Source organism: Treponema sp. R8-4-B8, from assembly GCF_054786175.1.
Genome location: NZ_BDHE01000001.1, coordinates 1 through 13538, shown reverse-complemented (window position 1 = coordinate 13538; position 13538 = coordinate 1). Strand labels below are relative to the sequence as shown.

Annotated in this window: 8 protein-coding genes; 3 read left to right on the top strand and 5 right to left on the bottom strand. The window is 43.8% G+C overall.

The features are described from left to right. Positions 1 to 267: 267 nt before the first annotated feature. Positions 268 to 2466 carry a methyl-accepting chemotaxis protein gene (locus ACYVRA_RS00040; RefSeq protein ID WP_461250696.1) on the top strand — a complete coding sequence of 733 codons (2199 nt, stop codon included), beginning with the start codon at positions 268 to 270 and terminating at the stop codon, positions 2464 to 2466. Positions 2467 to 2584: 118 nt separating this feature from the next. On the opposite strand, the gene ACYVRA_RS00035 is transcribed toward ACYVRA_RS00040, so the two are convergent. Beyond that, the gene (locus tag ACYVRA_RS00035) at positions 2585 to 3157 is read right to left on the bottom strand and encodes a carbonic anhydrase (protein WP_461250695.1); all 573 of its coding nucleotides are present in this window, start codon (positions 3155 to 3157) and stop codon (positions 2585 to 2587) included. A 48-nt stretch (positions 3158 to 3205) separates the two neighbouring features. Continuing rightward, positions 3206 to 5404: a methyl-accepting chemotaxis protein gene (locus ACYVRA_RS00030; RefSeq protein ID WP_461250694.1), complete on the bottom strand. Its 2199-nt coding sequence runs from the start codon at positions 5402 to 5404 to the stop codon at positions 3206 to 3208. Between the two features lie 539 nt (positions 5405 to 5943). Here ACYVRA_RS00030 and ACYVRA_RS00025 point away from each other — a divergent pair. Both ACYVRA_RS00025 and ACYVRA_RS00020 read left to right on the top strand, forming a co-directional pair. Further along, the gene (locus tag ACYVRA_RS00025; RefSeq protein WP_461250693.1) at positions 5944 to 8142 is read left to right on the top strand and encodes a methyl-accepting chemotaxis protein; all 2199 of its coding nucleotides are present in this window, start codon (positions 5944 to 5946) and stop codon (positions 8140 to 8142) included. A 31-nt stretch (positions 8143 to 8173) separates the two neighbouring features. Beyond that, positions 8174 to 10474 carry a hybrid sensor histidine kinase/response regulator gene (locus tag ACYVRA_RS00020; protein WP_461250692.1) on the top strand — a complete coding sequence of 767 codons (2301 nt, stop codon included), beginning with the start codon at positions 8174 to 8176 and terminating at the stop codon, positions 10472 to 10474. 17 nt (positions 10475 to 10491) lie between these two features. Here ACYVRA_RS00020 and ACYVRA_RS00015 read toward each other — a convergent pair whose 3' ends face one another. The 3 genes from ACYVRA_RS00015 to ACYVRA_RS00005 all read right to left on the bottom strand — a co-directional run. After that, the gene (locus tag ACYVRA_RS00015) at positions 10492 to 11265 is read right to left on the bottom strand and encodes a TPM domain-containing protein (protein WP_461250691.1); all 774 of its coding nucleotides are present in this window, start codon (positions 11263 to 11265) and stop codon (positions 10492 to 10494) included. 9 nt (positions 11266 to 11274) lie between these two features. Continuing rightward, positions 11275 to 12363, bottom strand: coding sequence for a TFIIB-type zinc ribbon-containing protein (locus ACYVRA_RS00010; protein WP_461250690.1), 1089 nt, complete (start codon positions 12361 to 12363; stop codon positions 11275 to 11277). A gap of 9 nt (positions 12364 to 12372) precedes the next feature. Continuing rightward, the coding region (locus tag ACYVRA_RS00005; RefSeq protein WP_461250689.1) for an SPFH domain-containing protein at positions 12373 to 13538 on the bottom strand (1166 nt) is incomplete at its 5' end.

Sequence of the window (13538 nt, the reverse complement as noted above, 5' to 3'; positions counted from 1 at the left end):
TCTAAAAAATTGAATGAATTTCCTTGCCTTTTATTGTTATTTTTATGATTTTAATAGTAAGAGCTTTTATCAAATTATAAAAGTCTCTTAAACCGAAGTTTAAAAAGTAAACAAACTTAACAATTACATAAATATTTATCACAAAAAAAAATCGTATCCGTGTTGCGGAACGATGAAACAACATTATTCGAACTTCAGTCATTGATTAATGTTATCCGGCTGTGTCGGATAACACGCCGCTGTCGCGGCTTAAAAAGGAGCGAAAAAATGAAAATCAAATTCAAACTGAGTATTCTGGTGATCGCAATTGTGACTATCGTAGCGGGGGGCATTGCCGTACTGCTGTTACAGAAGGCTTCCGACATCAGCCTTTCATTGAGCCTCCAAGGGCTTCAGTATGTCGCCAATAATCAGGCCGCATACATACAAGGCAGGGAATCAAGCTATCTAAAGACGGTGCAAGCATTAGCGGGTATTATGGGTGATTATAAATCAATTCCCGTAAAAGAGCGGCGCGACCGCTTTGACGATATGCTGCGCTCCACGCTCGATTCACAACCCAACTTTGTCCGTATATCTTCCGTCTGGAAACCAAACGCGTTAGACGGCATGGACGATAGTTTTATAGGCCGCCCCGGCTCGACAGCCACAGGCCAGTACGCGATGACATGGGGCAGGGATACCGGCAAAATTGAGGTTACGCAAAACATTAACGTTGAAGAAATCATGGCTCATATTAGTGGCCCTGACGCGTACAAGGAGCGGGTGGAGCATCCTGTTCCGCTCAGGGTAAACGGAATAGACACATATACAATCAGTATGGGCGCCCCTATCATTAATCCGCGCACCAGCGAAGTAGTGGGAACCGTAACCTGCCTGATAACAATAGACGCGTTACAGCCGTTAGTTGAAAACACCATAAAAAATTACGATGAAATCGCCTTAATGGTTATATATTCGGGCAATGGGTTTATAATGGGGCATTTTATTCCCGACCGCATAGGCAAAAATACGATTGACGTTGATGTTGAAGTCGGCGCTAACCAACCGGCGCTTTTAAAGGCAATAAACGAAGGGAAAACTTTCTCGGGCAACACTTATGATCCAACCTTAAAAACAAACGTATACTTTAAAATGCAGTCGTGCCAAATCGGCGATTCAGACACAACATGGTCGGTATTGGTAGGAACCACAGAATCATACGCGCTAAAAGAGGTAAACGCGATAACCAGATTTACCGTTATTATAGCGGTTATAGCCGTCGCGGTTACCGCGGTAATTGTGTTTTTCTCTCTTAGTAACATTACCAAACCAATCTCTAAAGTAGCTGACACCCTTAAAGACATTTCCGAAGGCGAAGGAGACCTTACCCGGACTATTTCCGTCAAATCCAACGATGAAATAGGCGACCTTGCCCTGTACTTTAACAAGACTTTGGAGAAGATAAAAAATCTCATTGTAAACATCAAGAAAGAAGCGGATGGATTGTCCAATATAGGCAACGACCTTGCCAGCAACATGACAGAAACCGCCTCGGCGGTTAATCAAATTACAGCCAATATTCAGAACATCAAAGAGCGCGTTATTAATCAGAGCGCCAGCGTTACCCAAACCAACTCTACCATAGGACAGGTTATAACCAATATCAACAAACTCAATGAGCATGTTGCAGACCAGAGCTGCAATATTTCCCAGGCGTCGTCCGCGATTGAGGAAATGGTAGCGAATATTAATTCGGTAACAAAGACGCTGGTTAATAACGCGGAAAATGTAAAGACGCTGGAAGAAGCTTCGGAAGTGGGACGCAACGGATTGCAAGAAGTAGCGGCTAATATTCATGAAGTAGCCCTTGAATCTGAAGACCTGTTAAAAATTAATTCTGTAATGAAAAATATCGCAAGCCAGACCAACCTGCTGTCGATGAACGCGGCGATAGAAGCGGCTCATGCGGGAGATTCGGGCAGAGGTTTTGCCGTTGTCGCCGATGAAATCCGTAAATTAGCGGAAAATTCCAGCGCACAATCAAAAACAATCAGCGATGTTTTAAAGAAAATTATGGTATCAATCAATAAAATAACAAAATCCACGGAACATGTGCTTTCCGAGTTTGAGGCGATTGACTCAAGCGTCAAGACGGTGGCTGAGCAGGTAGAGAATATCCGCGGCGCGATGGAAGAACAGGGCGAAGGCAGCAAACAAATACTTAACGGCGTGAGCAATGTAAATGAAATTACCAATCAGGTAAAAGGCGGCAGTGAGGACATGCTTGATGAAAGCAAAGAAGTAATGAATGAAAGCCATAACCTTGAAATTGTTACTCAAGAAATCACAGGCGGCATGAATGAAATGGCATCAGGCGCGAATCAGGTGAATGTGGCGGTAAATCATGTAAATGACATATGCGCGAAAAATCGCGAGAGTATTTTACACTTATTGCAGGAAGTTTCACGCTTTAAAGTAGCGTAATGTTAAAGAAGCGTAAAAAAAGCCCCGCCGTAGGACAATGTTCTATGACGGGGCTTTTTTTACGCTGAAAAATGCGCGTGGAAAATACTAATCTATAACTCACTTAAAGTCTGTTATCTTAAAGCCACTCTACCGCGCCGCTGTGAATGTCATAGTAGGCGCCTACAACCTTAACTCCCAAACGTTTGACAATCTCGTCCGCTTTAACTTGCTCAAGCATTTCCGCAACATGGGTATGAACAACCTTGTCTATGTCGCCGCCTTTTTTCACGGCGGGCATGATGTGATCTACAATATGTTTGATGTTTGGCGGAAGTTCCCCGCCCGAACATGCAGCAGTTACCGCGCCGCATTTGCCGTGTCCGCAGACGACGACCAGTTTGCTTTTAAGATGTTCAACCGCGTATTCAATACTGCCAAGAGCCGTTTTGTCGGCGACATTACCGGCATTGCGGATAACAAAAATGTCCCCTAATTTCTGATCAAAGAAAATTTCAGGCGCGGCCCGTGAATCGGCGCAAGTTAAAATCACGGCAAAAGGTTTTTGCCCGCTGTTTAAAACTTCCCTATCGGCGCTATAGCTGGTCTTAGGGATAAGCGCCCCTTTTAAATAACGCTCATTTCCTTCCTTGAGCATTTGCAACGCCACATTTGCGTCCTCAATTAATTCTCCCGGTTGATGAATTTTCATAAAAACCTCCTTTAAATTATTCTTAAAATATAATTTTAAAATGTAATTTTACGACACCTTAAAGCGCGAAACTTCCCGCATTAATTTGTCTATGCCTTCGCGGTTCCTGGCGCTTATATCGTTGACATGGTTTACCGATAAATTTACCTGATCCGCGCCTGTTGCCATCTCATTCATGCCGCCAGTGATCTCCTGCGTTATCTTTTCAAGGTTGTGGCTCTCATTAATTACTTCCTTGCTGCCCACGAGCATCTCTTCAGAACCGCTCTTTACCTGCTGGGTAATCGCGTTCAAATTGCTGGTACCTTGAAGAAGCTGTTTGCTGCCCTCGCCTTGCTCCTCCATTGCCTTACGAATAACTTCTTCCTGCTCAGCCACTGTATTTACGCCCGAGTCAATTGATTTAAATCTGGCTAGGACGGTCTCTGTGGATACGGTTATTTTGTCCATTGAAGATTTTATCTTCTTTAAAACATTCCCGATAGTCTTGGACTGTTCGCTGGAACTCTCCGCTAGTTTGCGTATTTCATCGGCGACTACGGCAAAGCCCTTGCCGGCGTCTCCGGCGTGCGCCGCCTCAATAGCCGCGTTCATCGAAAGCAGATTTGTTTGGCTTGCGATATTTTCCATTACCGAGTTAATCTCCATAAGCCCTTCGGATTCTTTTGCTATTTCCTGAATGTCCGTAGCCACTTCCTGCAATCCGCCGTGGCCGACTTCGGAGGCTTCCTTTAAGGTTTTAACATTTTCCATATTTTTAAGCAGAGTCTGATTTACCGAATTGATGTTGTTTACCATTGTCTGAATAAAGGCGGATCGTTTTGTTATTGTTTCAGCCTGATTTTCAACTTGGCCGTTGAGTTTGTTGATGTTCGTGATAACCTGTTCCATAGTCGCGTTTGTTTCGGTTACGCTGGCGGACTGGTTGATCACGCGCCCTTTGATGCTCTGAATATTGGCGGTGATTTGGTTTATCGCCGCCGCTGTTTCAGTCATGTTGCTGGCAAGATCATTGCCAATGCTGTTCAGTCCCGCCGCTTCATTCTTGATGACAACAATCATGTTTTTAATTTTTTCAATGGTTTTGTTGAAGTACAGGGCAAGGTCGCCGATTTCGTCTTTGGAACTGACGGTTATGCTTCGCGTTAAATCGCCTTCGCCTTCGGAAATGTCCTTGAGAGTGTTGGCTACATTGACGATTGGTTTTATAGTGCTGTTCAAAACAAAGTACACAATTAAAGCCGCTAAAACAACTGCTATCGCCGTCAAAATAATTGTGAATCGGGTAATTGTGTTGACTTCCTTTAATATTATTATTTCAGCGGTTCCTACCAATACCCCCCAACTCATATCTGAATCACTGATTTTACAAGGCAACATCTTAAAGTATACAAATGTTTTTATGGTTGGATCATAAGCGGAGCCGGAAAACATCTTTCCTTCTTTTATTGAATTTAAAAGCGGCGTCTGGTTAGCGCCGACTTCAACATCGACATCAATCGTGTTTTTACCTATACGCTCGGGAATAAAATGCGCCATAATTGTCCCATCGCCCGAATATATAACCATCAAAGCGATTTCTTCATGAGTTTTTATTGTATCTACAAGGAATGGCTGTAATGGATCTACTGACAACATACAGAATACGGTACCGACAACTTCATTGTTACGGTGATTAACAATGGGAACTCCCATTCTGACCGCATAAGTGGCTTTTCCGTTTACCGTAAAAGGAATGGGATTCTCCACGCGTTCTTTACTCGCGTTGGGGCCTGAAATATAGGCTATGGTATCTTGGATTTTAGCGTCGGACGCAACTACTATCTGATCGGCGTTTCTGCCCCATACCATTGCGTACTGCCCTGTGGCGGTCGAGCCGGGACGGCCTGTGAAACGGCTGTCCATGCCGTCAATGGCGTTTGCTTTCCAGACAGAACCCAACTGCGCAAAATTTGGTTCCGCAATCAAGGTAGAGCGCAGCATATCGTCATACCTGTTCCGCCGATCTTCAGCTTGTACAGTATCAAAATCACCCATGATATTCGCCAATGTTTTCAGCGCGCGAATATAGCCGTCTTCCCTGCCTTTCAGGTACGTGGCTTGATCTTTCGCGATATATTCAAGCTCCTTAAGGCTCAAGGAAAGGGTACTTGCGGAAGCCTGCCGTAATAGTATTATGGCAATGCTCGACGCTACAATCGCCACAATGGCGATAACCATCAGACTCAGTCTAAATTTGAGTTTCATTTTTTTCTCCTTAAATATTTACGATTGCTGAATTCCAAGAGTATAAAATTTATACCGCCTCCGCTTCTAATTTAAGCTTGGAATTTATTAGGCTTCTTTGCCATTGAGAGCATTTTTTCGGCTCATTATGGCATTATACCATTTAAAAGTAAAATTAACAATAAAATAGAAAATTATCGCCTTAGGCGTATTCTTTTAAATTTATGGAAATAAATTACTTTTTATTAGAAATATACTGCAAAAAAGCTAAAACTAATTAAAATATAGTACCAGTGGCGGAACGAATTTCCTTGCCTTGGATGGTAATTTTTATGATATTAAAAGTAAGAGCTCTTATAGAATAATAAAACCTTAAAAACTGAAGTTTTAAAGGGTCGTTTACTTATAAAAAATACATAACATCTGTAACTAAAAAAATGAAAAATCGCCGCCGCGTCGCGGAGCGATGAAACTGCTTTACCTAAAACTTCAATATTAATTAAAGCTATCCGGTTAGATCGGATACATGCCGCTGTCGCGGCTTAAAAAGGGGAAAGAAAATGAAAATCAAAATTAAACTGAGTATTTTAATTATTGCCATTGTTACGGTCATTGTAACGGGAGTTGCCATACTCCTTCTGCGGCAGGCGTCCAACATCGCCTTGAATTTATCCCAACATAAAACCATGTATATGGCGCGTGAGTACGCCAAGGAATGGGACGGTAAAATAGACGGTTATATAAAAGTGTTACAAACATTATCGAATGTTATGGACTTTTATGAAAATATCGCGCCTGAAGCGCGGCGACAGGAATATGAAAATACGATGATGTCTGTTTTTAAGGACATGCCCGATTTTATCAGAATATTTACAGTCTGGAAGCCGGACGCTATTGACGGCATGGACGCGCGTAATATAGGCAGAGCGGGCTCAACTGAAACAGGACAATTCGCTTTTGCGCTGACAAGGGAAACCGGAGATATAAAAGCTATAACCTGCCTCGTTGTTCCGCAGGCAATGGCGCATCTTTCAGGAACCAATAGCAAATTAGTTGAAATGTCCGACCCCGCCGTCATTAAGATGCAGGGAAAAGACACATGGTGTATAAGAATCATGGTTCCCATTATTAATGAGCGTCTTAATGAATCAGTCGGAGTCATCGGCTGTCAGTTTAATATTGCTCTGATACAACCTCAGGTAGAGAAGGCTATCAATGATTTTGAAGAAGTTGCCAGTATGGCGATTTACACCAACACAGGTTTTGTTTTGGCAAATTACCTGCCGCAGATGATAGGAGGGCAGTTAGTTGAGGTGGAAACGCAATACGGCAATAAACTAAACCAAGTCGCCACTGCTATTAGAAACGCGGAAGAATACGAAGTTTCCAGTTACGATCCCGAAATGAAAACAACCATGTATATGAGCATAGCTCCAATTCCACTTGCGGCTTCTCCGACAACATGGTCGGTAATGATCGGCTCAACTGAAGATTACATCTTAAAAGATGTCAACACGATGAGAAATTTCGTCATTATTTTGGCGGCAATAGCCATTCTTATAGCGACGGCGCTTATATATTTTGTTTTAAGCAGAACTACCAAACCAATCGTTAAGGTATCGGAAACTCTTAAAGATATTTCCGAAGGCGAAGGCGATTTAACGCGGGTTATAACCGTCAATTCCAAAGACGAGATAGGCGACCTTGCCCTGCACTTTAACAAGACGCTGGAAAAAATTAAAAATATGATTATCCATATTAAGAATGAGGCAACCGGTTTGACAGAGATAGGCGATGACCTTGCCAGCAACATGACCGAGACCGCCTCGGCAATTAATCAAATTAACGCCAATATCCAGAGTATCAAGGGCCGCGTTATTGACCAGTCCGCCAGCGTTACCCAAACCACCGCCACAATGGAACAGGTTATTACCAATATCAACAAACTTAACGGCAATGTGGAAGACCAGAGCAGTAATATTAGCCAGGCGTCGTCCGCCATTGAACAGATGGTAGCCAATGTTAATTCGGTAACTGAAACGCTGGTTAAGAACGCTGATAATGTAAACACTTTAAAAGAAGCCTCCGAAATAGGCAGAAACGGATTGCAGGAAGTGGCGGCTGATATTCAAGAAGTAGCCCGCGAATCTGAAGACTTACTGAAAATTAACGCTGTAATTAAAAACATCGCCAGCCAGACTAATCTGCTATCGATGAACGCGGCGATAGAAGCGGCTCACGCTGGAGAAGCGGGCAGAGGTTTTGCCGTAGTCGCCGATGAAATCCGTAAATTGGCGGAGAGTTCCAGCGAGCAGTCTAAAACAATCAGCACTGTTTTGAAAAAAATTATTGGATCAATCAACAAAATTACAGACTCCACAGGAAACGTGCTTAACAAGTTTCAATCTATTGATTCAAGCGTTAAGACGGTAGTGGAACAAGAGGATAATATCCGCAACGCTATGGAAGAGCAGGGCGAGGGGAGCAGGCAGATACTTGACGGCGTAAGCAATGTAAACGAAATTACCCGGCAGGTAAAGGGCGGCAGCCAGGAAATGCTTGAAGGCAGCAAGGAAGTAATGAATGAAAGCCGCAATCTTGAAGTAGTAACGCAGGAAATAACCGGCGGCATGAATGAGATGGCGTCAGGCGCGGATCAGGTAAATGTGGCAGTGCACCATGTCAATGAGATATGCATTAAAAACCGCGAAAGCATTGAGTCTTTAATGAGGGAAGTATCGCGCTTTAAGGTGGCTTAACTAAACGGAAATATCGTATAGGGGGTTGATTATGAAAAAAATAATGGCAAAATTTTTGCCGAAACGCCCCCTATACATACAATTGCTTTTTACAGTCTTTGCCTTTATTGCAATGGTTGTTTTAAGCTGCATCTTTACAGGCAGAATCGTTCGCACTAATCTGTTACGCAACGCGGACAGCGTACTTGACTTTGTGGAAGCGCAAATTAATTCTAATCTGCGGGAATCACGCACAATACTGGATGATTTTGCACAATCCGTACAAAACTTAACGCGGCAAGGCTATAATGCGAAAAAATTGACCGCTTATAATGAGGATATATCAAACCATTTAATTTCAAAAAACAATGACACTTTCAGCACTAACGGTCCTTTCGGCTATTTTGAAAAATCTCCGGAAGGCCCGTTCTTTTTTAACGGCATTGGCTGGCAACCGCCCGATGATTGGAATCCGCCTGAGCGTCCCTGGTACAAAGCCGCTCTTGAGGCCGGCGGCATTGTCGCGGAAACAGAACCGTATAAGGATGTAGTTACAGGCGAACTTGTTTTTTCATACTCCCGTTCTATTTTTGACAACGACGGTAACTGTATAGGAGTCGTCGCCATTGATATACGGGCAGGCCATATCGGGGAAAAAGTCGCCAATACCGCTTTTGCAAAAGACAAAAGCTACGGAGTATTGGTAGGTAATGATTTAACAATAATCGGCCATATTAACCCAAATTTTGTTGGAATGAAAATGTACGATCCGATAATATCCTCATCGCATTTGGTTATTGATTTATTAACCACGGGAAAAATTTCAGAAGCCGCGTATAATAACTGGAAAGGCGAAATGATTATCGCTTTTTTCCGTACTCTTTCCAATGGATGGCATTTAGGCCTTTTGGAGCCAAAAAATGTATATTATCAAAGCCTAAACAATATGGCGCTGACACTCAGCGTATTGGGCATATCGCTGGCGGCAGTATTGATTTTAATTTTAATTCAAGTTGACGCGGCAAAAAACAAATCTGATACGGAGAACAGGCATAAGAGCGCGTTCCTTGCAAACATGAGCCACGAGATACGCACGCCAATGAACGCGATAATCGGCATGACTACAATAGGAAAGTCCGCTTCTGATTTAGTTCGCAAAGATTATTGTCTTTCTAAAATAGAAGACGCGTCAAACCATCTGCTTGGCGTTATTAACAATATTCTGGACATGTCAAAAATCGAAGCCAATAAATTTGAACTCTCTGAGACGGAATTTGATCTTGAGAAAATGCTGCGGCGGATAGTAAATGTCATAAATTTCCGTATAGACGAAAAACATCAAATATTCACCGTTCATATTGACAGTTCCATTCCCCGCGCGCTCATTGGGGACGACCAGCGGATAGCGCAGGTAATTACCAACTTGCTTGGGAATGCGAATAAATTCACGCCGGAAAAAGGTTCCATAGCCCTTGACGTGCACATTGTAGGAGAAGAAAACAGCATTTGTAATCTGCAAGTTTCGGTAAGCGACAGCGGAATCGGCATAAGCCCCGAACAACAGGCAAAACTTTTCAAATCATTTGAACAGGCTGAATCAAACACAAGCAGAAAATACGGAGGCACGGGGCTGGGGCTTGCCATTTCCAAAAACATAGTGGAAATGATGGGCGGGTCAATATGGATTGAATCAGAACTGGGAAAAGGTTCAACTTTTACTTTTACCGTTCAGTTGAAACGAAGCGCGAATGAATGTCTCGGCGCGGATAAACAACAGGCGGATAAATTAAAAGCTGCGGATATAGCGGGCATATTTGCCGGGCGGCGCATACTGTTAGTTGAAGATGTGGAAATTAACCGCGAAATTGTCCAAACCCTGCTTGAGCCGACAAAGCTGGAGATAGACTGCGCTGAGAACGGAATAGAAGCGGTACGCATGTTTACGGAAGCCAAGTATAAGTACGATATGATTTTCATGGATATACAGATGCCGGAAATGGACGGCTACGAAGCGACACGGCGTATCCGCGCTATTGAGGCGGAACAACGCAAAGCCTGTGTGAGTTTTTTCGGGGGTAAAACAAATTGCATGGAGTTTCCGATAGAATCACAGTGCTCGAGTTTTGCCGAAGGCAAAACTCGAAGCAACAATAGGAATTTGCGCCAGCAAATTCCTATTGTTGCAATGACCGCAGATGTTTTTAAAGAGGATATTGAAAAATGTCTTGATGCCGGGATGGACAGCCACATTGGCAAACCGTTGAATTTTGAAGAAGTTATAAGCAAGCTTCAATTATATATGGGAATAAAAAAGTGTAATAAAAAAATAGAAACAAAGTATGCGGTGGCTTAAAGCTTTTAGCTTTTGTATCAGTATCTGCCGCCGCCGCCGCCATGACTCCTTCCGGAAGAACCGGTATGGGAACCTCCTCCGCGGGAATCATCGTCATCACGGGCAGTTTTACTGACTATGCTGTACAAGAAAGTTTCCGTTTTCACGTTAAACGCGAGGCTTCCCGGAACCACATAGGCGGCAGCCTGAGTTTGCGGAAGCGCGGTATTCATTTTCCTTTTCCATGATTGCACAACCATAAAGCCTATAAGCAGGGATGCAAGCCACGCGACTAATACTGAAACATAATTCCATCTGTGAAAGAAGTTGTATGTCCTGCCGCCTCTTGCGTTAAGCGCGAGAAATTCCTTTGAATCATTCAGAAACGCCTGAAACGCGTCGTAATAGCTGCCTTTTTTTAGCAATTTCACAATGTCGTCTTTCAGTTTTTGTATCGCTGTGGAGGTATATAACTTTATACCTCTACCCGATGTGCTGAACCAGTAGTCACGGCTTCCCGTTACCAATAGAAAAAGACAGCCATCCCGATCCTGTCCAAGACCGTAACCTTTATAATCAAAAAAATCATCCGCGTAAGCCATTGGGCTGGCCGCGCCAATATCATTTTCTGTAACAATTACAAGATCAAAATTATACATTGATGAGATTGAAGAAATTAATGCTTTTAAATTATCTTTTTCCCACGAGCTTAAAATATTGGCGTTATCAACAACACGTTCTTGGGCAAAAACTGGCACGGCAAAAAAAACAATCATGGCCGCCAAAAAAAGTTTAATCAATTTTGTTTTCATAAAAAACTCCTACAGTAATATCCGCAAAGCTTGAATGAAAAATGTTGAGACTGCGCCGATGATACCGGCAATCAAAGCCAAGTATTTCCAGTACTTGCCGCGATCTGCCGGCAGTTTTCCTACAAGGCGCCCCGACTGTCCGTTCATTAAAAACATATAATTTTCATTTTTATACTTGGTATTGAGTACCCACACCGGAAACAGGCTGTAACTCACCTTGCCCTGTTCTACGCTGACTGTAGAGCTTTGAGTAGTAACAGACTCATACCCTATAACAGATCGGGCAAACTCCACTTCCACAGACCCTTTGATTCTCTTGACCGCTCTTTCCTTGCTTTTCTCCGCGTCCACATCGTATTTCTCAGTCAAATAACCCGACAAATACGCTGTCTCAAAACCTGTCATCTGGGTATAGTCGAAAGGTTCTATGGCGTCCATGTAGTCATCGTCCATTTTTTCAGAACCGTCCACAGGAATTTTTTTAAATTGCAAACTGCCGTCGCGCACAATGGAATAATAATCAGTTTTTGTATAATCGTATCTTGAGTCGCTCCATACTCTTGTTTTTGCGCCTTTATAACAAACATGCCCCTGCGCGTTTGCGTCAAAAAGCCAGAAGGGAAGATAAACGCCCTGTATGCTGTTGACGCGGTTTTCATCTTTGAAGCTGTCGGGAAGAAGCCGCTTGTCTTTGTAGAAATTTTTTAAAGCTTCCACCGCGACCTTCTTGTCCAGTTTGAATGAGATGATGTATTCCGGTTTTAATAAACCGGTGAGCCGCCTTAACACAATTTGCGTATTGCCGCAATTGGGACAAACCATTGACGCTGTATTTTTATCTCCCAAAAGCTCAGCCCCGCACGAGGGACAGGAACCGGTTGAAAGATCATCAAGTTCTTTCTGTTCCCATTCCTGCGCTGTTTCTTTCCCGTCCCATTTTACATTGTCCTTTTCAGCGACCTGTAATTGCTTCTGATACTCCTCAATTGTCGAGACTTGGAATTCCGCGTCGCAGAACGGGCATTTCATACTTTGCGATGAACTGTCAAACTTAACCGCTCCGCCGCAATTAGGGCATTTATATTCTTTTATTTCCATGATTCCGCCTTAGGGCCTGGGCTTTCCGCACCCCGCGCAAAATTTGCCGGTGTTTCCTTTTTGTCCGCACGGGCAATCCCATTCGGCGGCAGGAGCGGGCTTTCCGCACTCCGCGCAAAATTTACCAGTGTTCCCTGCGTGTCCGCAAGAGCAAGTCCATGTTGAAGCCGGAGCGGGCGCGGGCTTTCCGCACTCAGCGCAGAATTTGCCGGTATTTCCAGCGTGGCCGCATGAGCAGGTCCACCCCGCCGCCGCGGAAGCTGCCGGTTGTTGCGGCGCGTTTTGCTGTCCCATCGCGAAAAGATTTTGCGCGTTCATGCCGCCCGCTGCGCCTGCCATTCCCATCCCCATGAAGCCAGCCATAGCTCCGCCTGTATTTCCTGCGGCAGTACGCATTGCGTCGCTCTGGGCGTTTACCAGTGACGCGGCGGCCATTGTCGGGTCGCGCATAACTGCCGATGTTTGCAGTTGTTTGATCCGTGTTTCATCTTCCGGCGAAGCGGTGCAGGTAATTCCAAAATTAACAATTTCTATGCCCCTGCCTTCCCTCCATTTCGCGCTGAGAGCTTCGTTGAGTATCTCTGCCAATTTTTCAGTTTGAAATGAAATCTCGTGGTACTCCAACCCCTTTCCAAGTTTGCCCAAGGACGGACCCAGAACTGTAATAATTTCGCTCTTTAGCTGGCTGTCAATCTTGTCTCTTGTGTACGGTTCATCAACATTGCCGCAGACATTCGCGTAGAACAGAACCGGGTTTATCATGCGGAAGGAATATTCCCCGTTAGCGCGAAGGCTTATGGTCAGGCGCAAATTGATGTTTGGATCGACAATCAGATAGGGAATTGGATTTGGTGTGCCATATTTATTCCCCATTATTTCCTTTGTGTTAAAGTAGTATATTCTTTGATCTTTTCCGGGAATGCCGCCGTATTTGAAACGTTCCTCAATACTTTTAAGCGCTCCCTTGATACCCTGACCAAGACCGCCATAAAAAATACTTGGCTCACTGGACTGGTCATAAGTAAAGTGTCCTTCTTCCGCGCAAACTTCGGCGATTTTTCCGTTATCAACAATAATCGCCGCCTGTCCCTTATTTACCACAATACCCGAACCGTTAGAGATGATATTATCTTCTCCTTTGGTATTACTGCTTCTTTTACTTGTCTTCTTCTGCC